The organism is Roseibacillus persicicus, from assembly GCF_014651675.1.
In the GTDB taxonomy this organism is placed as follows: domain Bacteria; phylum Verrucomicrobiota; class Verrucomicrobiia; order Verrucomicrobiales; family Akkermansiaceae; genus Roseibacillus; species Roseibacillus persicicus.
Genome location: NZ_BMXI01000001.1, coordinates 501774 through 525295, shown reverse-complemented (window position 1 = coordinate 525295; position 23522 = coordinate 501774). Strand labels below are relative to the sequence as shown.

Below are 23522 nucleotides of genomic sequence, written 5' to 3'. Positions count from 1 at the left end.
AATAAAAAATAATAGGTTTATTTATCTTTCGTCTAGGGTAGACAATATGTTTTTGGACCGATAAAGGGAAGAATGTCTCTGAACAACACCGTATGCTCCCTCGTTCTTCTTCTTCCCTTGTCTGCCTCTGCAGCAGTGTCTTTTAGCAGTTCTGGGAATGAGCTCACAATGACGCTCACTGAAGAGATTGTCTTCACTCCGACAGTGAATGTGGCTGGTCAACACCTCTATCTCATCATCGAGGATGCTCTAGACCCACTCGGGATTGGAGCGGATTATGTCACGACAAGTAAACGAGGCACGATGACTCTCTCCGATGATGGAACCAACGCGCCCGATGCGAATGGAGCGCGAAGTGCGACTCCCGGCTTTTCAGGATCGATGGCAGGCTACGGAGACTTCAGTGTTGCTGAATTTGATAAGGGAGATTTGCTGATTACGTTCGAAACGGTCAACAACGACCAATCACTCTACATTGCCGCGAATTCAGCCGTCACCTTATCGGCGGGGACTTACATCTTTGAGGGAGACAGTATTCCTTTGGTTCCGGACTTCACGAGTGCGCAAATCTTTATGACGAATAACAACTTGGAGCTGATTTCCAATTCCTTGACCTTGGTAGCCGTGCCGGAGCCTTCCGTGATGGTTTTAGGACTCTTGGGATTCGGAGCACTCCTGACTCGTCGCAGGGGATAGGGAACAGCCAATGAGATGAATTGGAAAGTCCTCCTCATTCGGAGGACTTTTTCTTTCCCCCGCCAAGTAGTTTTGCCTAAATCCGTGCGGAATGAAAACGTGGTTCTATCTCAATAAGCAAAATCAGCGCAAAGAAGTGCGCGAAGATGAATTGGCTCCATTGGCAAACTCGGGTGAGATCGCTCCCGGGACCATGACCTGGACCGAGGGACAGGATGGTTGGAAGCCAGCGTCGGAAACCTTGACCGCGCTCTTTACCGATGAGGGAGGGGCGGCGCCACCACCGCTTCCCGCCGGGTTGGTGCAGGGGCCGAATCCCGGGCAGAAGTGCCATGAGGTCGATTATGAATTGTTCGGAGATGATATGCAGATCGTCGAGGTCGAGCTCGATCCGGGCGAGACGGTCATTGCTGAAGCGGGAGCGATGAACTACTTGGAGGAAGATATCTCTTTCCAAGCCAAGATGGGAGACGGCTCTACTGCGAATGAAGGGGTGATGGGCAAGCTTCTGTCGGTGGGCAAACGGGCTCTAACAGGGGAGTCCATTTTCATGACCCACTTCACCCATCAGGGAGGCAGTGGCAAGCGGCGGGTTTCTTTCGCCGCTCCATTTCCCGGGAAGATTATCCCCGTGGATCTCAATCAGATCGGAGGCTCCATTGTGTGTCAAAAGGACTCCTTTCTCTGTGCCGCCTTTGGAACGAAAGTGTCCATTGCTTTTAACAAAAAGCTCGGGACGGGATTCTTCGGGGGAGAGGGCTTCATCATGCAGAAGCTTGAGGGTGACGGCATGGCCTTCATGCACGCCGGAGGCACTGTGATCAAGAGGGAGCTGAAAGGTGAAACCCTTCGGGTTGATACCGGCTGTCTCGTAGCACTGAGCCCGGGAATTGATTATGGCATCGAGCGCGCTGGCAACCTGAAGAGTATGTTCTTTGGCGGTGAGGGAATGTTTCTCGCCACCTTGCGGGGAACGGGGACAGTCTGGTTGCAGAGCCTGCCTTTCAGCCGGATGGCGGACCGCATCGTGAAGAGCGCTCCTTCCGCGGGTGGCAGTCGCCAAGGGGAGGGCTCGGTCTTAGGTGCACTGGGTGGTTTGCTGGACGGCGACAACTAGGGCTGAACTAGCAATTGATTTGAGAAGGCCTTCCTCCACACGGTGCGGAAGGCCTTTTTTATTCTTCATCGCAGAAAAAATTCCAGAATGGCCAGCGAAGTGAAACACCAGCGGGAAAGAGCGAGTTTAATAGGCAGATGCAAAGAGTGTTAAAGTCTATTCTCTCAGTCTGTGTGCTGGCCGCCACGACCATTCTCGAGGCCGCGCCCAGCCAGCCGAATATTGTCTTCATTCTGGCGGACGATCTGGGGTGGCAGGATGTGGGCTTCATGGGCAGCCGTTATTTCGAGACTCCGCATCTGGATGCCCTCGCGCAGGAGAGTCTCGTCTTTGAAAATGCCTTTATGTATCCCACTTGCTCTCCCTCGCGGGCAGCCCTTCTCACCGGGCAGCAGTCTTTCCGCACCGGATGCTATACCGTGCCAGTGCTGGAGCGGGGAAACAGCAGGGACAATATCTTTTCGCGATGGACGGTGGGCGAGGAGCATACCGTTTACTCCAAGCCCTTGCGCGATGCTGGCTATCAATTGATACATCTGGGCAAGTGGCACATCGTGGGACCGCATCCCGAGCTGGAAACCGATCTTCCGCTCAAGAAGAAGTTGAGCCAGCCCAAGAACGCGGATTGGAGTTGGCTGGACAAACATCGCACCCCAGCCCTCCAAAGGTTCTATCCCACCGGGCGGGGTTTCCATGAGAACGTGGGCGGAACCTGGTGGGGGGATCCGGCGCGGGGATATGAGCAAGGGTATCGGGCGCCTAGTGGTGGTTATGTCGCGCCTTTCAATAACCCCTTCATTCCTGAGAAGGAGGATGATGAGTGGTTGACCGATCGCTTGACGACAGAGGCCATCGACTTCATGGACCGGCATAAGGAGGCTCCCTTTTTCGTGAATCTTCATTTCTACGCCCCTCATCTCCCTTCCATCGCGCGGAGTGAGGAGTCGCTGGCGCACTTTATCGCCAAGGATGGGGACCCCTCGACTGGACAAGGTCTTGCGGAAGGAGAGGAAAAGAAAAAGATCGCAGCCTATGCCACCATGGTGAAGTCAATTGATGACAACGTGGGCCGGATCCTCAAGTACTTGGAAGAGGAGGATTTGCGGAGCGAGACCCTGATCGTTTTTTCCTCGGACAATGGTTTCAACGGATTGCAGAGCGTGAATCGTCACCTCAGGGCCGCCAAGGGTCATGTCTATGATGGTGGACTCCGCGTGCCTGCCTTGGTGAACTGGCCGGCGGTGGTCAAGCCCGGCAAGAACTCCACGCCAGTCTGTGGACTCGATCTCTTTCCTACCTTTCTGGAGCTATCCGGTGTTTCTGATTACCGTGGAGTGCTGGATGGGGAGAGCTGGGGGCCGCTTTTGCGGGGTGAGCCTTTGCCCGAACGGGCGCTGTTTTGGCACATTGCAAGCACCTATAAGAATCCTCCCTGTTCCATCATCCGGAAGGGCGATTGGAAGCTGATTCAGTTTCTCAAGAAAGGAAACATCGAGCTCTACAACACCGGAAGTGATCTCAAAGAGAGCAAGAATCTCTCTGCGAGCCATCCCGAAAAAGCCACAGAGCTGCTTGCGGAACTAGTGGCGTGGAGGAAGGAAAACAAGGTGCCTTTGCCTCCCAGTTCTACGCTCGAAAATTGAGAAGTCGATGGAGAGAGGTTCCCCGGGGCATCCTCATTCGCATGGAAAAGAAAGGGACACCCCGGGGTCTCGGTTTTTGCTACTTTCTCGGAATCAGGTGAATGATTCCGGCTCCCTTGTTCCCCCAAGAGAATGTGATGCGTGCATTTCTAACAAAATTAAGAAGTTAAAAAATGAACGGTAGGAGAAAGGACAATCTAACGACGTTGTCTTCTCAGAAGGGTCAGTAGGCTGAGAAGGGACATTGCAAGAGCCGAGGGCTCGGGGACGGTGTTGATGGTCACGTTCGATAGAGTCGCTTGGTCGACCCCGAGTGAAGAGCCCAGAAGAAAGCCTATGCGGTCGAAGGTGAAGGTGTTCGGAGTGTCGCCGGATACGGTTCTCATCGAACTGTAGGTCGTTGAGCCGACTCCAGTCAGGGTGGCGAGGACATCCACAAGGTTGCCGTCCCGCGTGATGCTGAACGCCAAATCGTAATTCCCGTTGCCGAAAGTGTTCTGCTCTGAGCCTGTTCCCAGGGTCTGGGTTCCACCGGTGGAGGCGAAGCTGTTCGTATTGGGATCGTTGCGTTCGCGGAGGAGATTGTTTTGTGAGAAATAGCCCAGCCAGCCAATGTCTGTGGACGAACCGTCGGAGTCATAGACGCCGAAGCGCATCTGGTTGCTATGGATGCTTCCCCCGGCGAGGGTGAGATCGGCATTGAGGGAGATGGTCATGCCATCGGCGAGAAGGATTTCGTCAAAGACTCCGTAGAAGGTGGCGCTGTTGGCGCTATCCATACTTCCATCGCCGACCACAATCGAACCTGCACTGCCGGTAGTGTAGGGATTGCCGGAGGGAACGTGCCACTCCGACACGATGATGGTCTGGGCATTGATGAGAGTGTTGAAAAAGAAAAAGAAGGGCGCGGCTTGGATTAAGGTTGAGCGGGTTGTTTTCATTTGAGAGTCCAGATTATCAAGGCGAACCTGAACCGGAGATGAATCGCCTATGCAAAAGGGGGAAAAGACACCGAAAGGAACCTGAAGGTTGTCAGCTGAGTGTCGGATTCATCTCCTGTTCAGGTTCGAGCGGTCACAAACACCTTTGATGTGCTCGTGCTGGAGAACTCGAAGGAGGAACGTTCCGGCGGGGGATTTTATGTTTTTCTTTTTCCATTGATGGTGATGTCGTCTGTTCGAGTGAAGATTCTGGTAGTCGAGGATGACGAAGACCTGCGTGCTCTTCTCGTCTCGATGCTACGGGACGAGGGCTATGTGGTAGACTCCTGCAGCGATGGGGAGGAGGGGTTCTATCGCGCTGCCAACTGGGACTACGATGCCATCGTCCTGGATGTGATGTTGGAGGGGTTGGATGGCTTCGAGGTGTTGCGCAGGCTGCGCGCGGTTAAGAAGATTCCCGTCCTGATGTTGACGGCACGAGACGCGGTGTCGGATCGGGTAAGGGGCTTGGACGAAGGGGCGGACGACTATCTCACCAAGCCTTTTGACCATCCCGAATTCCTTGCGCGGGTGAGGGCGGTGATTCGACGAGGGGGGCTGAGTCTTGAGCGTCAGCTGACTCTCGGTCCGGTGGAGCTCGACACGATGGCGATGCGGGTGACCGTGGACGGCAAGCCGGTCGAGCTGACCGCACGGGAGTTTGCTCTGGCGGAGATGTTGATGCGGAGACGGGGCGAAGTGGTGTCCCGTGACTTTATTTACGAAAACCTTTTCGACGAAGATGACGAGTCGCTTTCGAATATGCTCGATGTCTATGTCTATAAGTTGAGGCAAAAGCTGGGACGCGACTTTGTCAAAACCCGACGGGGGGCGGGTTATGTGGCGGAATGAAGTCGTCGAAACCATTCCTGCCCTGGTGGAAGTCCATCACCTGGCGGATTCAGCTCTGGTATGGAGTGGCTTTGGCCCTGGCCATCGCGGCGATGACGATTGCCTTTTATCGATATGAGAGAGAGCACCAGTTGGACCGGCTGGATGCGCGTTTGGCAGACTTGGTGAGACCGATTCTACCGCAGGTCGCTCCGGGGGGAGCGCGCAATCGCGAAGGGCCTCCGCCACCCCGACAGCGGGGAGAGGGGGCCGAAAGAAGGGCGCGAGGGCCGGGTGGAGAGGGGCGTCCCGAGATGCCGGGGCGGAAAGTGCCCGAGTGGTTGAGTGAGTCCTATTGGGCGGTCGCCTGGGATCCGCAGGGCGAGATTGTCTATCGGGCGGGGCGGCCCGCGCCGGACTTTGTCGCCTATGAGGAAGGACGTATTGCGGATGAACTGCGCACTCGCGAAGGGCATCGCATGATGAGATTCATGGGACCCGGGCGACGGGTCATCGTGGTGGGGGCTCCCCTGACTCTCATCGAGCCCCAATTGCGCCAGCACACGCGCAAGTTGATCGGGGTGGGGTTGGGTCTCTTCGGTGGAGGGCTCTTGGTAGGATGGTTGATTGTGCGTTGGGGATTGCGGCCGATTGGGGTGATTGGTCGAACGGCCACGGAGATCGCCGAGGGGGATTTGAGCAAGCGTATCGACTCCGCGCACGCGAGCAGGGAGCTGCATGGATTGGCCGAGGTGCTCAATACAACCTTTGCCAAGCTTGAGGCCGGGATTAAAGAGCGGGAGCAGTTCACGGCGGACGCTTCTCATGAGTTGCGGACTCCTCTAACAGTGGTCATTGGGCAGATTCAGCAACTGCTTTCGGCCGAGCGCCCCGGACAGGAGTATCGCGAGGGCCTGCTCACCGCCGAGCGCGCGGCACAGCGGATGAAGAAGTTGGTGGAGGAGCTCCTGTTGCTGGCGCGTTTGGATGAAGCACGGCACGCCAAGCGCGACCCGATGGATCTGGCGGACGTGGTGAGAACGGTCGCGAGTGAGATGCGGGGACTGGTGGCCAAGCGGGATGCCGAGTTGAAGCTGGACCTGCAACCCGCGCCATTGATGGGAGACCGGGATGCCATCGTGCGGGTGGTGGCCAATCTGTTAGGCAATGCCCTTCAGCACAACCCCACCGGGGTTTCGATCAGGATTTGGACTCGGAAAGGAGAGCGTGAGGTTGAGCTTGGAGTGCAAGACTCGGGGGAGGGAATCGGTCAGGAAGAGCAGAAGCATCTTTTCGAGCGCTTCTATCGGGTCGATACCGCGAGGTCCCGGCGGTCGGGGGTGGGGAATTCTGGTTTGGGTCTATCGATTTGTGATGCTTTCGTGCGGCAGCATGGGGGACGCATTGAGGTCGAAAGCGAGATAGGCCGGGGTTCGACCTTCCTCGTTACTTTCCCGCTCAACTCCTCCTCGTGAAAAGGGGCCGCCAAGGATTCCGTGTCGAAACAATTTTCAAGAGGGAGTTCGCGGCAATTGTGGCTTCCAAGCGGGTATTCAGATCGTGGTGAAACAGTCCGGGATTGGCGAGACCTTGCAGTTCGGCGGTGGGGCCGAATCGAATGACGCTTTGGCGACGGTCGGGGTGGAACATGGGTGCATCGCTGGGCCGGGGGTCGGGAGGGGCCGAAAGGGAGAATGGGGGAGCGAAGAGCGGTCTTCTTTTTCCCGATTTTTCCCGCAACCTTTTTGGAATCGAGGGGTTGATAGCTCCTCACAGATGGACCTTGGGGGTGAGCTTGCGTTCAGCTGGAAGATTTTTCAGGCTCTCTCATCTTTCCAAACCGAATTCTTTTTACAATGCGTCATTCAATTCTGATCTTATCTCTCAGCGTGCTGGGCCTAACGGTTTCTCTAACAGCGCAAGAACGTCCAGACCGTCGTCCCGAAGCTGGTCCTCCTCCCCAGGGAGAGCCTCGCGGTGAACGGGGACCAGGAGGTGGGGGGCGGGGGCCGGGCGGGCCTCAAGAGGAAGACGTGAAGCTGCTCGCAGAGCATGACCGCAATGAGGATGGCTGGCTCAATGCCAAAGAGCGGGCCGAAGCCAGAGAAGCGCTCAAAGAAAAGCGGGATGGTGCCGGAGCCCAAGGTAGGCAGGGCGGAAGACGGGGGCCAGGCAATGGCAATTTCCCCCCGGCAAGTGCCGGCCCCAAGATTTCTCCCGAGGAGGTTGAGAGCTATCCCGATGCGCCGCTTTACGATGCCGAGACCCTGCGAACGATTTTTCTAACCTTTCCCAATGAGGACTGGGAGGAGGAGTTGCAGGAGTTTAAGGCGACGGATGTCGAGGTGCCCGCGACCATGGTGGTGGACGGAAAGAGCTATTCCGGCGTGGGCGTTTCCTTCCGCGGCGCGTCTTCCTACTTCAGGATTCCGGCCGGTCACAAGCGTTCCTTTAATCTCTCGCTCGACCTCGTGGATAAGGGACAGCGGCTCTATGGGCACAAGTCCTTGAACCTGCTTAACGGAAATGGTGACCCCTCCCTGATGAGCACCGTTCTTTATTCCCAGCTGGCTCGCGAACACATCGCCGCACCTAAGGCGAACTTTGTGAAGGTGGTGGTCAATGGCGAGTATTGGGGGGTCTACGTCAATGTGGAGCAGTTCGACAAAGTCTTCACCAAAGACAACTACGGAGCATCATCGGGTACCCGTTGGAAGGTGCCGGGGAGTCCGCGCGGTGACGGGGGCTTGGCTTACGATGGAGAGGAGCTAGCCCCCTACAAGACCCGCTACGATATGAAGTCCAACGACGGGACCAAGGAGTGGGAGGCACTGGTGGAGCTTTGCAAAGTACTCAACGAGACCCCGCTGGAGAAGCTGGAGGAAAAACTCGCTCCGCTGCTCGCGATCGATGAGACCCTTTGGTTTCTGGCCTACGATGTGGTGCTGGGCAATAGTGATGGATACTGGACCAGGGCAAGTGACTACTATCTCTTTCGCGACAAGGACGACGTCTTTCACACCATTCCGCATGACATGAACGAGGCCTTTCGTGAAGGACATCGCGGCAACAGCGGGGCTGAGCTCGACCCCTTGATTGGTCTCGATGATGCCCGCAAGCCGCTTCGCAGTCGCTTGCTCAAGGTGCCGGCTCTCCGTGAGCGCTATCTGGGTTTCGTGCGCGAGATAGCGGAGAAGCAGTTGGCGTGGGATGAGTTCGGAGCCAAGGTGAACCAGTATCGCAAGCTGATCGAAGAGGCGGTTAAAGAGGATACCCGCAAGCTTGCCTCCTACGAGGCCTTTCAAAAAGCCACCATCACAGACGACACTGCGGGGGAACACGGTCCCGAAGGCTCGCTGCAGCGCTTTGTCGAAGAACGGCGGGAATACTTGCTCAATTACGAAGCTCCGGAAGAGTAGCCTTCATCGGCAGTGCTGATTTTGCTCTCGCAGTTTGAGAACGGGAACGGAGATGTTTCCGGCTTACAGTTTTGCAAAGATCCACCTACGTTGGAGGCTTGGGCGAAGGGACGAACCAGCTAAAAACCGGAATCCAGTTGACCGGGCGTATCTTCGTCCCTATGCAGGTGACGTTCTTGCGATTGATCTAGCTTGTCAAAGGGACCACTTCGTTTCCCGACAGCTAGCACCAATCTACCATCATGGCCACTACCCAAGAACGTAACCAAAACAGAAGCCGTCCCACTAAGTCGAACTCAGAAAGAAGAAAGCGTCAAGCTGTCCACCGTAAGCGGCTTGTCGCCTTGGGAATGGACGAAGCTGTCGTCGCCCTCATGAGCTCGAAAGACGTCCGCGATAAACTCAAGCGCCCTGCTAAAGTGGCCAAAGAGTTCGCCGACAAAAAGTAGTCCCAGTTGGACACTTCTTCAGATTTTCAAAGAGGCCGCACTTGATGCGGTCTTTTTTTTGTGCGTTGTTTGATAGGCTGGTTTTTTTTGACGCGGAGTTTCTGAGCTATCACAGAGATTTTTTTGAGGCGGAAATCTTAGAGTTTGAGAATGAATTTGCTCAGTGTGTGGGCTTTCAATTCGTTGGAGAAAATTCTGAAGATTCCTGTTTGTCCTGTGCCTGGGCAATGAAATCAGGTTTGTCGATTGCTCTTCGCTTTGTGCAGGTTGTCGGTTGTCGGGCATGTGGTCAATCAAGGTCTGGCTGACATTCCGGGGTGGGTGTGCGCTGCTGGATGGAGGGCTCGACTTTCAGCGCGTTTCGATTCGCGTCCGGACTTTTTTCGATACCCTCCCTACCGAAATGTTTTCTAACAAGTTAATGGAGTTAAGGAAAGTGGTGGATTTTTTAGGGTGGTAGAAATAGGATAGATTCGCGGATTAGAGCTTGCTGTCACTCTTCTTCCAACCACCATTCACCTACCCTCAATATCGCATGAAAACGACTCTCATCTTCCCTCTTCTTTTTTCAGCATCTCTTGTGGGCTTTGCGGATCCTAATGCTTGGACGGTCGATAGTCAGGAGGAGTGGGAGCAGGGGCTGGCTTCGCAGGATGAGCTGGAGGTGAAAGGGGGGATGGTTTCGCCGGTGGGGGAGAAGGCGACTTTTCGGAGCGTGATGCGGAGTTTTGATGAGTTGAGGTCGGCGGAGTCGATTCGCTTGGAGCAGTCACCAGTTTGGCTGAATTGGGAGCCCACTTCGAATATTGGCACTGCGAATATTGGCACCGCGAGTATGGTGGGGGCACCGGTGATGTTGAGCTTGGGGCCTGACAACTATTGGATGTTTGCAGCTTATCGGGACCCTTCCTCGAAACAGGGAAGGAAGGGCGCGGGCTCGCCGCCGTTCGAAGCCAAGTCTGCCACTGTGGAGGGATTTGAGGTTCCGTTACTGACCACTCCCTTGGCCAATGAGTTTACGGCGCCGGGTGGGCTGCAGAAAAATGCGGGAGGTTATCACGCTTGGCAGAGTCGCGACATGGTGAATTGGGTCCATCATGGCTCGGTTACGGGCAAGGATAGGAATTGGGTGACCTCGGCGGAGCATGTCGATGGTAAGACCTACATCTACTCTGACTTTCCCAATGATCAGGATCCTCATCTGGTGATCGACAGCGACCTCACCGACGGTCTTCCGGGAGAAGACTTGGGGATGGCTTTCAAAGATCCGAGCCATGGATCGGACTCTGCCATCATCCGCGGATTGGATGGAAGGTTTCACCTCATTCTTGAGGACTGGAGTCCCATCGATGCCTCGACCCATGCGTGGGATTCGCCCTTGGCGATGCATGCGGTTAGTGAGGATGGCATTCGAGATTTTCAAATTTTAGCTCCACCGGTTGATGAGCGGACGAAGCCCACGGGCACATTCGCGGAATATCCTCACCCTCACTGGCACCGGGATGATCCTGAGAATTACCCTGGAAAGCCTGCGCCAGCGGTTGTGTCCCAGCACCGGATCAAGGAGGGCCAAGTGGTGGCCTGGGGAGAGTATGAAGTCCACGAGCCGGAGCAGAATGCCTATGGCGATTGGGCTTCCATTGCGATAGGGGAGCAGCAGTATTTGTTCTGCGATTTCGATCCGGTAGGTGGCCATGGCAAGGAGGCGATGAGTGTCGGGTGGTTCACGGCCGGGAGCATCGATGGCCCCTTCGAGTGGTGCGGCAACATTGGACAGGGGCACCCTGATCCAGATATCATCTTTGCCGAAGGGCGCTTCTATCTCGTCACGCAAACCGCGAAAGACTTCGCGAGTCCCGGCCCCTGGGTGGACACCGTGGAGGTGCGGGTGGGTGTTGATACAAACCAAGATGCTCGGATCGATCAGTGGACCGAGTGGCGGGAAGTGAAGGAGGGTTATGACTGCATTCCCGGCTTTGCAAAACAGATCCGCAAGGCTCCCGCAGCGATGGACTTGACCGGACTGCCCAAGGGATACGGTTTTCAATATGAAGTTCGTCTCACCGATACGACCGCTAACAAGTCCAAGCCGATGCTGGATAAGATCGTGCTTTCGTTTTCGGATGGGGCTGTCCGGTAGGCCGCGTGCGTCGGGCGGGTGGTCGACCGATCTAATATCCCACGGCGTGACCATCTTTCCGGCTTTCGCTGGCGCCGAGATAGACTTTGTTTTGCGAATCCCAGATGATGGCTTGGTAGCCGCCATAGGAGCCGGTGCGGGTGCGGAGATCGTGACCTCGCTTTTCAAGGCCACGCACCGAGTCGAAGGGGATTCCTGATTCCAGCGAAACAAAACCGCCGTCGGTCATCTGGGGGACATTGTAGTCGGTGGAGCGGTGGTGTTGCCAGCGGGCGGCGTCTCCGGCCTCTTGCAGATTGAGATCAAAGTCGACGAGGTTGGTGATGATTTGCACATGGCCCTGAGGTTGCATGGCCCCGCCCATCAGCCCAAAGCTCATCCACGGCAGACCATCCTTCATCACGAAGGCTGGGATGATGGTGTGGAAGGGGCGCTTGCCCGGGGCGTAGACATTGGCGTGGTCGCGTGGCTCCAAGACAAACATTTCACCCCGGTTCTGGAAGCCAAAGCCTTGACCCGGGACCATGACCCCGCTGCCCATGCCGCGGTAGTTGCTCTGGATGAGTGAGACCATGTTGCCCTGCGAGTCGGCGGTGGTGAGATAGATGGTGTCGCCTTCCTCCAAGGCCGGGTTGCCGGCATTAACCCGCCGGGCCGCGCGGTCGGGATCGATCAGGGCGCGGCGCTGGGCGGCATACTCCTTGGAAAGGAGGCCCGCGAGAGGGATTTGGGAGAAATCCGGATCGCCGTAAAACTTGGCGCGGTCTTCGAAGGCGAGTTTCTTGGCTTCGATCATGAGGTGAAGCGTCTCTGCCGACTGTCGTCCCATGCCGCGTAGATCATAGCCTTCCAGAATGTTGAGCATTTGTAAGGCGGCGATGCCCTGGCCGTTGGGCGGGAGTTCGAAGACGTCGTAGCCGCGATAGTTGACCGATACGGGTTCGACCCAGGTAGAGGTGTGCGCTTCCAAATCGGCCTTTCGCAAATAGCCCCCGTTGGCTCGCATGAAGGCATCGATCTCGTCCGCGATTTCGCCGCGATAGAAGACATCCCGGCCTCCTTGGGCGATGCGGCGATAGGTTTTTGCCAGGTCGGGGTTTTTGAAGATTTCGCCTTTCCTGGGAGCGACTCCGTTGGGAATCCAGGTCTGGTAGGCGTTGCCCGGGACCTTCTTGAAGGCTGCTCCGTATTTCCAGTAATGGGCAATCAGTTCGGTGAGCGGAAAGCCTTCCTCGGCATAACGAATAGCTGGAGCTAAAATGTCCGGCATGGGTTTCGAGCCGAACTTCTTGTGCAGTTCATACCAGCCATCGACGGTTCCGGGGACTGAGACGGGAAGGACACCCAGGGAGGGGATGGTGTCGGTTGCGAGCTGGTCGAGTTCGCCCCGCAGTTGGTCATAGCTAAGGCCGAGGGGGGTGCGACCGGAGGCGTTGAGGCCATAGAGCTTCTGGTCGGAGGCGCTCCAAACGATTGCAAAGAGGTCGCCGCCGATGCCGCAGCCCGTGGGTTCCATCAAGCCGAGGGCGGCATTGGTGGCGATAGCGGCGTCGATGGCGTTGCCGCCGCTCTTGAGAATATCGAGCCCGATCTGAGCGGCAAGAGGATGGCTGGTCGCCACCATGCCGTTTTGCGCGATGACCTCGGCCCGTGTGGCAAAGGACTGACTGGCGACGCGATCGATTTGAGCTGAGAGAGTTGCGGTGAGTCCGAACATGGCAGTGGAGGCAAATTTGAGAATGCGGGAAGAGCGTGTTTTAGCCGAGGGAGGGCTTGCGGGTGTGGCGGAGTAGGGTGAAAGCATGGGAGAGCGTGGTTCGGTTCTCGGATTCGCGTTTGGAGAGCACTGTCGCAAAGTCGGGGAACTGTCGAATTCATTAAGTGTCCGAGCGAGATTCTATTTGGGGGAAGAATGAGCGAGTCGCTGCTCACGAGTGGATTACAGGAAGTTACAGCGCGGTTTTTTTCTCGAGTAGAAGCGGGAAGGCTTTGCCGGGCTAGGAGCGTCCTTTGTGCGCAGTAGCTAAAAAAACATTTTTTAAAATTGAATAGTTTGTCATTATTAATTATCAATAAGTGCCCCATTTAACTATGAAGACCACATCCCAAAGCCAATCAGAGAAGCCAACGCTGAGCTTCATCATCCCTCTGATGAACGAGCAGGAGACCCTGCAAGAGCTGTATGATCGTATTGCCGAGCAGGCCAATGAACTGTCCCGAGGGTGGGAAATCATCTTTATTGATGATGGCAGCACGGATTCCTCGTGGGAAGTGGTCGAGAAGCTGGCGAAGAACGATACGGAGCATGTGCGGGCGATACGTTTTCGGAACAATCAGGGAAAGGCCCCGGCTCTTTCCGCTGGATACGCCGAGGTTTCCGGCGAGATCGTTTTTACCCTCGACGCGGATCTTCAGGACGATCCGAAAGAGATTCCGCGCTTCTTGGAGAAGTTGAACGAAGGGGAAGGTTGGGACGTGGTTTCGGGCTACAAAGAGAAGCGCCACGATCCTTGGCACAAGGTTTTGCCGAGCCGGGTCTTCAACCTGATGTTGAGCAAGGTCAATGGGGTCAAGCTGCACGACCACAACTGTGGCTTCAAGTGCTATCGCCTGGAGGTTGTGAAGGCTTTGCCCATGTATGGTGAGATGCATCGCATGGTGCCCTCGCTGGCTTCCATCGAAGGCTTCCGCACCACCGAGATTGTAGTGGAGCACCACCCGCGTTTGCATGGGGTTTCGAAGTATGGCGTCAAGCGCTTCGTGCGGGGCTTCATGGACATGTGGTCAGTCTACTTTATTAAGAATTTCCGCGAGCGTCCGCTGCACCTGATGGGTGGAGTGGCGATGCTTTGTGCGATGGCGGCTGGATTGATGTGGTTGCTGGCCCTTATTCCGTTGTTTCCCGACGGCTTGCGCGGGGGACTTCTCGCGGCTGCCCCGGCGGCGCTGTTCGCGGCTCCGGTCCTGGTCATGCTCGGCTTTCTAGCGGAGATGATCACCAACCGCCATTACTCCAAGGAGCATCCTCTTCCCATCGTGGACCGCATCGAACCGCTCAATGCGGAGGTGAGGGAGAAGGTGACCTCGATTACCAGCTTCGGCAATGAGGAGGAGAGCGAGGACAAAGCCAAGATTCTGGTAGCGGATGATGATTCCACGCTGCGCAGATTGAGCACGCTGATGTTGGGCAAAGAAGGATGGGAGATCGTGGCGGTCGATACGGCTGAAGCGGCGATGGCGGCGATCGGGCCGGAGTTCGATGCGGTGTTGCTCGATATCTATTTGCCGGGACTTTCGGGAATTGAGGTTTTGCCCAAGCTGAAGGCGATGGCTCCTTTCACCCAGGTGGTGGTGCTTTCAGGCTCAGACTTGGCCAAGGATGGGGCCGACGCGATCAAAGCGGGGGCCTTCGACTTCCTGTCGAAGCCGATTCAGAAGGATGAACTGGTGGAGACCTTGGGGCGGGCGATTCAGGCCAGCCGTTCGCTGCGACCTATCTCGCGTGAAAAAGTAGGCTAGCCCGATCCAGACCAACGAAGAGATGGAAAAGAAGCAAACGAAGAAACTGCGCATTGCAGTTCTGGGTTCGACCTATCCCCGCAATCAGGAGGACCCCGGGGTACCCTGGCAGCGCGAGATCGTGAACCGCACTGCCGCAGCCGGTCACGACGTCACGGTGCTGGCTCCTTCCTGGCGCGCCTTGCCGAATCATGAGATTGATGGCGTGCCCGTGCTGCGCTGGCGTTATGCGCCCAAGCAGTGGGAGACCCTGACCCATGATGAAGGGGCGCCGAACAAGCAGGGGTCGCCGCTCTTCAAGGTATTTGCCCTGAGCTATATTGCTTGCGGGATGATTGCAGTGTTCTGGTGGACCTGGCGGAAAAAGTTAGATGTGCTGCACGTGCACTGGCCTTTTCCCCATGGCTTCATGAGCTGGCTGCCGGCCAAGGTTTTCGGGACGCGGGTGGTGATGACTTGTCATGGCGCGGAATTGGCGTTGGCGCGTAATAGCGGAGGAGTGCGCAAGGCCTTGGCCGCGCTGTTGAAATCAGGAGACGCGCTTTGCGCAAACAGTTCCCACACCGCGAATGAGATCCGCAAACTCTGTGACCGGCCAATCCACATCCTGCCCTATGGCGCGACAGTCGAGGCAGCCGATGTAGGCAAAGAATATCCGGTCTCGGATCCACCGCTTCTGCTGAACTGTGGTCGCTTGATTCAGCGCAAGGGCCTTCATGTGCTACTGCGCGCTTTGCCGAAGATTCTGGAAAAACGAAAGGTTAAGGTCGTCATCACGGGCGAAGGGGACTGCAAGGAGGAGTGGATGAAGTTGACCACCGAGCTCGGTCTCGACGAGGTGGTGGAATGGGCTGGCTTTGTGAGTAGTGAGCGACTGGCCGAGCTCTACCACACCTGCACCTGTTACGTGCATCCTGCCATCTTCGATGACCGGGGCGATACGGAAGGCCTGGGAGTGGTTCTCATTGAGGCCCTGCGCCATCGCAAGCCAGTGGTGGCTTCCGGGGTGGGGGGAATCGTGGATGTGATCAAGGACGAGGAAACCGGACTCCTCGTTCCCGAAAAAGACGAGGAAGCGCTCGTCGCGGCCATTCTCCGTATTCTCGATGACCAGGAACTCGCCAAACGCTTGGCGAATCAAGGCTTCGACTATGCGCAGGAAGTCTTCGACTGGAACCGCATCGTGGATGCCACCGTCGCCGTCTATGATGGGACGGCCGGGACGCCCGGGCAATAGGCGATGAAAGCTATTCTCAAGCGGCTCAAGCCTTTCTGTTTCGTCGCGGTCCTGGCCTTCATGGCTTGGGGGCTGTGGGCTTTGCGTGAGCAATTGGGGGAGGCACTGGCGTCCGCGAATCATCTCATGTTGTTAGGGGCTGGGCTTTTGGCGGCGGTCTACCTCTTTCTCAATGCTTCCGTTTGGGGAGTGATTCTCCGCCTGGTTGGCATCGAGGTCAGTCGCTGGCGGGCAGCCCGGCTGTGGATTGAATGCGAGTCCATGCGCTGGCTACCGGGTGGAGTCTGGGGATACGCGTCCCGTGTGGTGGAGGCCAAACAAGTGGGTGCAGCCAAAGGGCCAGCCGCGCTGAGCCTGGCGGTTGAACTCGCTCTCACGGTGGCCGCTTGGGCCAGTTTGGGATTGGTCGGAACTCTCTTGTCGCCGCAATTGCGAGCGGCCGGCTTGGTCTACTTGGAGCGCTTTCAGATTCCGCCCACCGGTTTTTTCCTGGTGGTGGGATTGGGAATTCTTGCGGCTGGAATTGTTCTTTTCCTGGACCTCTTCAAGCTGCGCACCAGGATCTATAATGCATCGCGAGAGATTTTGCGCGGCTTAATGCAATGGCGAATCACGCTGCGTGCTTATTGCGAGTATTTGACTCTGTCGCTTTTCTACGGAGTCGGTTTTCTACTTTGCCTCCAGGCTATTGGAGTAGACCCTCTCCCTAGTCTTTTGGATGCAGCGGGTAGTTACGGTTTGGCTTGGATCGTTGGTTTTCTGGCCTTCGGGGCTCCCGGAGGCATGGGGGTGCGCGAGGGGGTTCTCTATCTCGTTTTTGCTCCGCTGGGCATCGGAGCGGAGGTGGCAACGGCCGCGATTCTGTGGCGGGCGATTCAAATCGTTGTCGAGTTGCTCCTGTTGGCAGTCATTAAGGCTTGCTATCGCAAGCCCGTGCTGGCGTAGGATTTCACTGTCGGCTGCCCATGAAGCCGTTGGGAATGTGGATTCGGTCCCACCTATTCCGTGACCGTTTCCACCCGGTAGAAGCGCTTTGCCACGGTGGCAGGAACGCTTTCGGTGAAGCGGGTTGTTTGACCGCTCTCTCCAGAAACCGAGGTCGCGACGACTTCGAAGAGGTTAGGTTCGGGACGCTCGGCCGCCAGGACCCGGTAGCTTTCGTCCGGGGAGGAATTCCATTCAATCATGACCTCACCCTCGGCGCTGTTGCGCACGAGCTGGACGATGGACAGTGGGGAAGAACCCGGTTCGGCAGGCTCGTAACTGTAGGTGATCGACAGGGTCGCATTGAAGCTGGCCTGCAGGTCTTGCACGCTGTCGAAATCGATCATCACGGGGCTGTTGTAGGTGAAGTCAAATGCTTCTTCGCCAAGGAAGAGGTCGATGAGTCCGGGATGATAGGTGACCCCGGCATCAGCGACCTGGAGGGTGCGTTGGTAGGGTGAGATGCCAAAGTTTCCAGTGAGGGTCTCTCCGGATTCGGCTTCTACACCTTGGTTGCCTCCGGTGCCATCGAAAGTGAGACCGCTCATGGCGAATGAACCTCCCAGGGAGCCGTAGGCTGCCGCAAAATCAGATCCGTCAGCCACGGCACCGTCGAATAGACCGTTGATTTCGCAACGGACGGTGATAGAAACCAGAGTTCCCAGCGAGGCGTCGAATGGCTCAAAAGAGGCGGTGAAAAACTGTGAGTCTGCTAGAAACTCCAGGCCGACCCCATTGTAGAGAGAGTCTTCGTTGGATTTGGCGAAATCCAGGCTTTGCGGGACGTCCTCGACCGCAGTAAGGGAGGAAACAAGAAGAAAGGACGTTGCTGAAAAGGAAAAGAATGATGGCAAGGTCATAACCTCTTCGTGAGCAGAAGAGATGCCAGAGGTGGGAGGAAGGGAACGAGTCCTTTACGCCCCGATCGGGGGGCTTGTTCTGCGTCGGTTCGTTGCTGAATTGAGCGTAGCCAACTAGGGAAGGACTCTATTTTTTCAGGAGTCGCACCGCGTCGATGACAACGTGACCATCGACTCCTTGATTGGTGATGGAAACGGTCCCCGACTTCTCAAAAGAATACTGGCCGACCGTGGTAAAGAGCCCTTCAATCTCGCCAGTTTTTTGCTGATTGACGAAGACTTCGGACAGACCGGCGGCGTGAGAGATGGTGACCGGCACTTTGGACGCGCGGTTGCTGGAGGCGGAGTAGCTGACCTGGACCTCATACTTTCCGGCGGCGGGGACGGTGACCTGATAGACGGCGCTGCTTTTGCCGTCACGGGCACCCTTGTCGTGGAGATAGCTGGAGCCGACTTTGGCGCCTACTTTGCTGCTGGGGACCCACTCGCCGGTCAACTCGGCGACTTTGTCGTCGAAGATGAGCCCCTTGAGTTTGCGGCCTGATTCCAGACGCTGCTTGTCGGCGAGGAGGCGGGGACGCAGGTCCTTTTCGTAATCAACTTCTTGCACCGGGATGTCTTGCTCGATGGCAAAGGAGGCTGCGGTGCCAGCGCTTTGGCCAAGGATCATGAAGGTCGGTTCCATGCGAAGGGAACCGAAGGCGATGTGCGACGAAGAGATCGCTCCGGGCACGAGAAGGTTGGTGCACTCTTCTTTCTTGGGCAGAATGGAACCGAAGGCGATGGGGTAGGGCTTGCGGATGTGGGAGCCCACGTTGCCCTCGTTTTCGAGGTAACCTTCGGGGGTGATGTAGCGCTGGGTGTTGTGGGAGTCCATGGTGTAGACGCCCATGCCAATGCTGTCGGTGATGTCGGTCAGCCCGTTGACGTCGTGCTCGGTGACGACGTGTTCGCCAATCATGCGGCGGGCTTCGCGAATGTAGAGTTGGTGCGACCAGTGACCGTTGTCGACGAATTCATCCTTGGGCAGTCCCCATTGCTTGAGCTCATCCTGTACATCCTTGGGGACGCGGGGATCGTTGGCGACGAAGTACATGAGGCCCTTCTGGTAGTCCTCGTGCTCCTTGATGATTTCGCGACGGCGCTCGTAGCTGGCTTCGGGGTAGTCGTAGTTCTTGCCAATGTTGTCGGTGCTGAATGGTCCGTGGTTATTTTGGTCCGTCTTCTTGTTCGGAGCGGGATCGAATTTGCGGAAGAACTCGGGCCAGCCCGCTTGGAGGACGCGCAGGAGAACTTCGTATTGTTCGGGATCGTAGTTCTCGGGCTTGGGGAAAGGGATGCGGTTGTCGGGATCGTTGGTGAGGCATGCGCGGAAGCAGTAGGCTTGGATGCGGTGGTCGCCGGACCCGTCTTCGCCGGGATCCTCCGCGCTGATGCGGGGGAGAAGTCCGCTCTCGGGATCGCCCGGCACCTTGTAGGGGGAAATTTTCAGTCCCGTGATGTCGAAGTGGTGGGGATGATCACGCCGGCCTTTCTGCACTCCGTTGATGGTTTCGTTGTAGACACTATTGGCCTCCCGCCCCACATGATAGCTGACTCCTGCGGCGGCCATGAGGTCGCCCTCGTAGGTGGCATCGATGAACACCTCGCCGACATACTTCTCCCCATCCAAGGTGGTGATGGAGACAATGCGGGGGCCGTCTTTCTCCACCCCATTTTCGCGGTCGAGCCAGGCATCGCGCACGACGGTGACTTTGTTTTCGGTGACATATTGGTCGAAGGTCTTTTCCGCAACATGGGGCTCGAAGATCCACATGGCATCGTCACCGGGGCGATTACGGCTCTGGCTGCGGGGGATGGCACGGAATTCTTGCTGGGTCTGCTGGCGCCAGGCTTCGGGATTGTCGTAGTAGGCCTTGATGCGCTGATAGAACTCGCGGGAGAGCCCGCCAATACCCGCGGCGTGGCCGTTGTCGGTCCAGCCGAGTCCGCCACTACTCAAGCCCCCAAGGTGCTTGTCGGGGCTGACCATGATAACGCTCTTGCCCATCTGGCTGGCTTGCACGCTGGCCATTACGGCGGTGGAGGTGCCGCCATAGACGATGAGGTCGGCTTGATGAGTTTCTGCGAGGGTAGGACCCCCGAATAGGAAGAGAAGCGAGGCAATGGGTTTGAATGGCATGTAAAGGGTATCAACGACGAAGGCTGGAGTTTTTTTACAGCAAGATTTCCGGTCGAGGTCCAAGGGCGAGGAGCGATTTCGAAATTGCTGGGAATAAAAGGCATTCTGATTGCTCCAGTCCAAAGCATGAAGAATTACCTAGCCGTCGTTTCGTTGATATTTGCTTTGGGGGGAGCCTCTCTCGCGGACCCCAAATCACCTGAAGTGCAATACGACAAGGAGCTGACGGGATTCGAGTATCCCTTCGAGGTGAGCACTTTCCAGTTGGCGTCGCAGAATCAGAAGCTGGAGATGCGCTATATGGACGTGGGGGACCAGGGTTCCGATAAAGCGATTGTGCTTCTGCACGGCAAGAATTTCTCGGGCTATTATTGGGAGCGGGTAGCGAAGGATTTGGTGAAGCGAGGCTACCGGGTGATCATTCCCGACCAAATCGGCTTCGGCAAATCCTCCAAGCCCCGGTCCTATCAATACAGTCTGCGCCAGTTGGCCCTGAACACCAAGAGTCTGTTAGAGAGTCTGGAGCTCAAAGAGTTCGACCTGGTCGGTCATTCCATGGGCGGAATGGTGGCCACCACCTTCGCCGCCGATTATCCCGCGTTGGTGAAGAAGTTGATTCTCATCAATCCCATCGGACTGGAGTCCTACGGGAAGTATGTCGACTTCAAGGACATCGAGTTTTTCTATCAGAACGAGTTGGCCAAGACTGTCGATGGCGCGAGGGCTTATCAGCAGAAGAACTATTACGACGGCAAGTGGGCGGAGGCTTATGAGGAGTTGCTCACTCCGTTGAAGGGACAGTTGGCAGGCGAAGAATGGGAGATTGTGGCTTGGAACAACGCCCTGACCTATGGACCGATTTTCTCAGAGAGCATTGTGGAAAAGTTCCCGCTCATCGAGAACCCGACCTTTCTCATCATCGGGACTCGCGACACCACCGGACCTGGACGGGGATGGAAAAAAGAGGGGGTGACGCGAACCTTGGGGGACTACAAAGAGTTGGGCAAGCACACCCAATCGCTCATCAAAGGCTCAAAACTCTACGAGCTGGAGGGCCTCGGTCACATGCCTCAGTTCGAGGACTACCCGGCCTTTGACGAAGTGTTCGAGAAGGTCTTGGAGGAATAGATTGGGTGAGGGCGGAGGGCAGGCGAAGAGCTTGTCCATTCCGTGCTGGTGAAAAGGAGCAACTATCGTAACAATCTTTCGCCGAAGCTGCGGTTGGAAGAGTCGGGCAGGGTCAGGGCGCGCTTTCTCGGAGGGTGCCCGGGCAAATGGTCTTCCCGCGAAAAGTCTGCTGCTCCCACTTGTCCCATGAATCATCGATCCCGCACTCCTCTCTCGCTGGTAGTTCTTTTCTTCTTCGTGAGCTTGCTCGAGGGCGCGCCCTTTGTGCGCTCGCTCGGGATCAATGCCTTTTACCCGTCGCCGGGGGAGAACGTTGTGCGGGACAATCTCCTGGCGGTAGATGCCCAAGGGGATCATCACTTTGTCTCCCTCACGGGAACTCTCACTGGCCCGGAGGTGTATCTCGTCTATGAGCAGGAAAGAGGAAATCTCACCCGGCTCTTGGACCTCCCGGCAGGTGGCACGACCCAACGCTTGCAAGCGATGACGACCACTGCCAGCGGTGATGTTTTGCTCATAACCTATCTCATTGGGGACAGCTCGCGGGGCTGCGTGCTCTATCACTTGAATGGCCCGAACCCGACAGAGGGACGCTTGATTCTCCCCACCACCTCCACACCCGGTGCGGTGGTTGCTCCCATGGAAGACGGGAGCGTGCTGCTGGCGACCTGTGATGCGAGCCAGGTGATCATCGGACGTCTGAGCCCGGGCGCCTATGAGTATGCGGAGATGGGGCGCTTCGGCGCGACGGTGGGGTCATCCTCTCAGGAGTTCTCCGCCCTCAGCGCGTTCGTGGAGCAGGACCAGACGATTCATCTCGCCGCGTCAACCCGCGAGGCGGCTGATGGGGGAGGGTATCTATCGCAATTGATCTACCGCCGGTTCGAGTTCAACAATCTGGCCATCGCTTCTCCTTGGGAAATTGTCGATAGTGCAGTGTCGGCTTTGTCGGGAGAGGCAGTTGCGGATCACCATGCGATTGCAGTGACGAACGAGACGGTGATTGTCTATGCTGACCGGGATTCGGGAAAGCTCCGGAGTGCTCGCAAGACGCCTTCCGGATGGGAGTTCCAGACCCTCGTGAGTTCTGCCAATATCGGCAAGTTGTTCATCGCTCCTGATGAGCTTGGAACTTTGACCGCAGCTTGGGATAATCTCAGTAATGCGAGTTCGAGTTACCGGACCTTGACGGACAATGTCTGGGGAGTGAGCGAGAATCTGTCGATCGCGAATTTCACCAGCTTCGCCACCGACCGGGGAGGCTACCTTCATTTTGCGGGTCCGATTGCGGTCGAACTGCCGGGGGGTGAAATCCGCAACGGATACGTCAGCTACCGTCCGAAAGATGTCACTGATCTCGACGGAGATGGCTTGCCCTACGTTCTGGAGGAGGTCTTGGGCACCGACCCCGATGTCCCGAATCCGCAGGCGCTGACCTTTGGAATGTCCGCCTCCTCGATGGCCAGCCTCTCCTGCCTGGTCACTGGCGATCTGGCTCGGGTCAACACGAGCGACAGTTACTTTTACTCCGCCGAGAAAGAAATTGCTTTGGAGGTGCAATACTCGACGAACCTCTCGTTCTGGCGGGAGGCAGTGGTAGAAGTGGACACCGACCTCTTCCAGATATCAGGTCGCCCGCCTGTCTTCGTAACGACTCTGCGGGAAAGCGCGCTTGCGACGCCGCGAGCTTTTCTGCGCTTGAAAGCGACGCGCAAGCGTTAGAGCGAATCCCGCCTATTTGACCCTCTCGAGGTCAATGGCCTGAATGATGGCAAGCAACTCTTTGCGAGCAGCATCTTTCTCCATCTTCCCAATGCGAGTGACGGTGAGATAGAGATACTTGTTGTCGTCGAAGACCCGCACCGCGGCCGGACTTTCGTTCACTTCAAAGGTCTGAATGGTCTTGCCTTCGCCTGCCTCGACTTCGGTGAATTTCAGATCGGACCCGAGCTTGGGACCCAAGACTGCGGAGGGAGTTCCTCCGTCTTTGCTGTAGATGAGGTTCAGTTCGACCATGAACATGGTCTTGGGCATCATGAGTACTTGGCCCATGCTCTTCCATTCGCTTGACCCCTTGACTGCTCCTTTGGCCAGCCATTCATAGATCCCACCCTTACCATCGATGACGGTGGCGGCTTTGACCTTGGCTTCGATGTTCGAAGTGACAGCAGCTTCTTCTCCCCAAGAAGTGGCGGTAAGAAGAAGTCCAACAGCGAGTGTAGAAATGAACTTTTTCATTGGTGTTCCCTCGCGAATCTTTCAGATGAGGGTTCGCGAAGTCAATCGAGAAAGAGGTGAGATGAAGGCCCTTTTCACGGCGATCCCATCACCCGAGAA

18 protein-coding genes are annotated in these 23522 nt (G+C 56.6%); 13 read left to right on the top strand and 5 right to left on the bottom strand.

The genetic code is table 11. The features are described 5' to 3' along the window. Positions 1–168: 168 nt before the first annotated feature. The 3 genes from IE099_RS01920 to IE099_RS01910 all read left to right on the top strand — a co-directional run bounded on the left by IE099_RS01920 (position 169) and on the right by IE099_RS01910 (position 3456). Positions 169–696: a hypothetical protein gene (locus IE099_RS01920; RefSeq protein ID WP_189566838.1), complete on the top strand. Its 528-nt coding sequence runs from the start codon at positions 169–171 to the stop codon at positions 694–696. A 91-nt stretch (positions 697–787) separates the two neighbouring features. Beyond that, the gene (locus IE099_RS01915; RefSeq protein WP_189566835.1) at positions 788–1813 is read left to right on the top strand and encodes a TIGR00266 family protein; all 1026 of its coding nucleotides are present in this window, start codon (positions 788–790) and stop codon (positions 1811–1813) included. A 137-nt stretch (positions 1814–1950) separates the two neighbouring features. Beyond that, entirely contained in the window at positions 1951–3456 is a 1506-nt protein-coding gene (locus IE099_RS01910) for a sulfatase (protein WP_189566833.1), read from the top strand. Positions 3457–3653: 197 nt separating this feature from the next. On the opposite strand, the gene IE099_RS01905 is transcribed toward IE099_RS01910, so the two are convergent. Next, positions 3654–4397, bottom strand: coding sequence for a PEP-CTERM sorting domain-containing protein (locus IE099_RS01905; protein WP_189566831.1), 744 nt, complete (start codon positions 4395–4397; stop codon positions 3654–3656). Between the two features lie 99 nt (positions 4398–4496). Here IE099_RS01905 and IE099_RS01900 point away from each other — a divergent pair, with 99 nt between their 5' ends. From IE099_RS01900 to IE099_RS01880, 5 genes are all read left to right on the top strand, one after another. Next, entirely contained in the window at positions 4497–5288 is a 792-nt protein-coding gene (locus IE099_RS01900) for a response regulator transcription factor (RefSeq protein ID WP_229809343.1), read from the top strand. Then, complete coding sequence (locus IE099_RS01895; RefSeq protein ID WP_189566829.1) at positions 5285–6742, top strand: sensor histidine kinase; 1458 nt, start codon at positions 5285–5287, stop codon at positions 6740–6742. Before IE099_RS01900 ends, IE099_RS01895 begins: the two co-directional genes overlap by 4 nt. A gap of 381 nt (positions 6743–7123) precedes the next feature. Beyond that, a complete protein-coding gene (locus tag IE099_RS01890; RefSeq protein WP_189566827.1) occupies positions 7124–8686 on the top strand; it encodes a CotH kinase family protein in 1563 nt (520 codons plus the stop codon). Between the two features lie 242 nt (positions 8687–8928). Next, complete coding sequence (locus IE099_RS20745) at positions 8929–9135, top strand: hypothetical protein (RefSeq protein WP_189566825.1); 207 nt, start codon at positions 8929–8931, stop codon at positions 9133–9135. 535 nt (positions 9136–9670) lie between these two features. Further along, the gene (locus IE099_RS01880) at positions 9671–11275 is read left to right on the top strand and encodes a glycoside hydrolase family protein (protein WP_229809342.1); all 1605 of its coding nucleotides are present in this window, start codon (positions 9671–9673) and stop codon (positions 11273–11275) included. 31 nt (positions 11276–11306) lie between these two features. Here the strand turns inward: IE099_RS01880 and ggt are convergent, their stop codons facing one another. Continuing rightward, positions 11307–12992, bottom strand: coding sequence for a gamma-glutamyltransferase (gene ggt, locus IE099_RS01875; protein WP_189566984.1), 1686 nt, complete (start codon positions 12990–12992; stop codon positions 11307–11309). A 374-nt stretch (positions 12993–13366) separates the two neighbouring features. Between ggt and IE099_RS01870 the strand changes: the two genes are divergently transcribed. Genes IE099_RS01870 through IE099_RS01860 form a run of 3 tightly spaced genes read left to right on the top strand, consistent with a single transcriptional unit; the run spans position 13367 to position 16976 of the window. After that, positions 13367–14794, top strand: a complete 1428-nt coding sequence (locus IE099_RS01870) for a glycosyltransferase (protein WP_189566823.1) — start codon at positions 13367–13369, stop codon at positions 14792–14794. Positions 14795–14816: 22 nt separating this feature from the next. Beyond that, positions 14817–16031: a glycosyltransferase family 4 protein gene (locus IE099_RS01865; protein ID WP_189566822.1), complete on the top strand. Its 1215-nt coding sequence runs from the start codon at positions 14817–14819 to the stop codon at positions 16029–16031. Between the two features lie 3 nt (positions 16032–16034). After that, the gene (locus tag IE099_RS01860; RefSeq protein WP_189566821.1) at positions 16035–16976 is read left to right on the top strand and encodes a lysylphosphatidylglycerol synthase transmembrane domain-containing protein; all 942 of its coding nucleotides are present in this window, start codon (positions 16035–16037) and stop codon (positions 16974–16976) included. A 53-nt stretch (positions 16977–17029) separates the two neighbouring features. Here IE099_RS01860 and IE099_RS01855 read toward each other — a convergent pair whose 3' ends face one another. Together IE099_RS01855 and IE099_RS01850 are read right to left on the bottom strand one after the other, a co-directional pair. Continuing rightward, complete coding sequence (locus IE099_RS01855; protein ID WP_189566820.1) at positions 17030–17875, bottom strand: hypothetical protein; 846 nt, start codon at positions 17873–17875, stop codon at positions 17030–17032. 127 nt (positions 17876–18002) lie between these two features. Next, positions 18003–20057 (bottom strand): FAD-dependent oxidoreductase, encoded by a 2055-nt coding sequence (locus IE099_RS01850; protein ID WP_189566819.1) that lies wholly within the window; start codon positions 20055–20057, stop codon positions 18003–18005. Between the two features lie 126 nt (positions 20058–20183). On the opposite strand from IE099_RS01850, the gene IE099_RS01845 reads away from it, so the two are divergent. Together IE099_RS01845 and IE099_RS01840 are read left to right on the top strand one after the other, a co-directional pair. Further along, a complete protein-coding gene (locus IE099_RS01845; RefSeq protein WP_189566818.1) occupies positions 20184–21185 on the top strand; it encodes an alpha/beta fold hydrolase in 1002 nt (333 codons plus the stop codon). Positions 21186–21371: 186 nt separating this feature from the next. Continuing rightward, positions 21372–22907 carry a hypothetical protein gene (locus IE099_RS01840; protein ID WP_189566817.1) on the top strand — a complete coding sequence of 512 codons (1536 nt, stop codon included), beginning with the start codon at positions 21372–21374 and terminating at the stop codon, positions 22905–22907. A 12-nt stretch (positions 22908–22919) separates the two neighbouring features. On the opposite strand, the gene IE099_RS01835 is transcribed toward IE099_RS01840, so the two are convergent. Beyond that, a complete protein-coding gene (locus IE099_RS01835; RefSeq protein WP_189566816.1) occupies positions 22920–23423 on the bottom strand; it encodes a hypothetical protein in 504 nt (167 codons plus the stop codon). Positions 23424–23522 lie beyond the last annotated feature (99 nt).

Coding starts and splice junctions, on each gene's coding strand:
- IE099_RS01920 (WP_189566838.1), top strand. CDS start 169: ATGACGCTCACTGAAGAGATTGTCTTCACTCCGACAGTGAATGTGGCT.
- IE099_RS01915 (WP_189566835.1), top strand. CDS start 788: ATGAAAACGTGGTTCTATCTCAATAAGCAAAATCAGCGCAAAGAAGTG.
- IE099_RS01910 (WP_189566833.1), top strand. CDS start 1,951: ATGCAAAGAGTGTTAAAGTCTATTCTCTCAGTCTGTGTGCTGGCCGCC.
- IE099_RS01905 (WP_189566831.1), bottom strand. CDS start 4,397: ATGAAAACAACCCGCTCAACCTTAATCCAAGCCGCGCCCTTCTTTTTC.
- IE099_RS01895 (WP_189566829.1), top strand. CDS start 5,285: ATGAAGTCGTCGAAACCATTCCTGCCCTGGTGGAAGTCCATCACCTGG.
- IE099_RS01890 (WP_189566827.1), top strand. CDS start 7,124: ATGCGTCATTCAATTCTGATCTTATCTCTCAGCGTGCTGGGCCTAACG.
- IE099_RS20745 (WP_189566825.1), top strand. CDS start 8,929: ATGGCCACTACCCAAGAACGTAACCAAAACAGAAGCCGTCCCACTAAG.
- IE099_RS01880 (WP_229809342.1), top strand. CDS start 9,671: ATGAAAACGACTCTCATCTTCCCTCTTCTTTTTTCAGCATCTCTTGTG.
- ggt (WP_189566984.1), bottom strand. CDS start 12,992: ATGTTCGGACTCACCGCAACTCTCTCAGCTCAAATCGATCGCGTCGCC.
- IE099_RS01870 (WP_189566823.1), top strand. CDS start 13,367: ATGAAGACCACATCCCAAAGCCAATCAGAGAAGCCAACGCTGAGCTTC.
- IE099_RS01865 (WP_189566822.1), top strand. CDS start 14,817: ATGGAAAAGAAGCAAACGAAGAAACTGCGCATTGCAGTTCTGGGTTCG.
- IE099_RS01860 (WP_189566821.1), top strand. CDS start 16,035: ATGAAAGCTATTCTCAAGCGGCTCAAGCCTTTCTGTTTCGTCGCGGTC.
- IE099_RS01855 (WP_189566820.1), bottom strand. CDS start 17,875: ATGACCTTGCCATCATTCTTTTCCTTTTCAGCAACGTCCTTTCTTCTT.
- IE099_RS01850 (WP_189566819.1), bottom strand. CDS start 20,057: ATGCCATTCAAACCCATTGCCTCGCTTCTCTTCCTATTCGGGGGTCCT.
- IE099_RS01845 (WP_189566818.1), top strand. CDS start 20,184: ATGAAGAATTACCTAGCCGTCGTTTCGTTGATATTTGCTTTGGGGGGA.
- IE099_RS01840 (WP_189566817.1), top strand. CDS start 21,372: ATGAATCATCGATCCCGCACTCCTCTCTCGCTGGTAGTTCTTTTCTTC.
- IE099_RS01835 (WP_189566816.1), bottom strand. CDS start 23,423: ATGAAAAAGTTCATTTCTACACTCGCTGTTGGACTTCTTCTTACCGCC.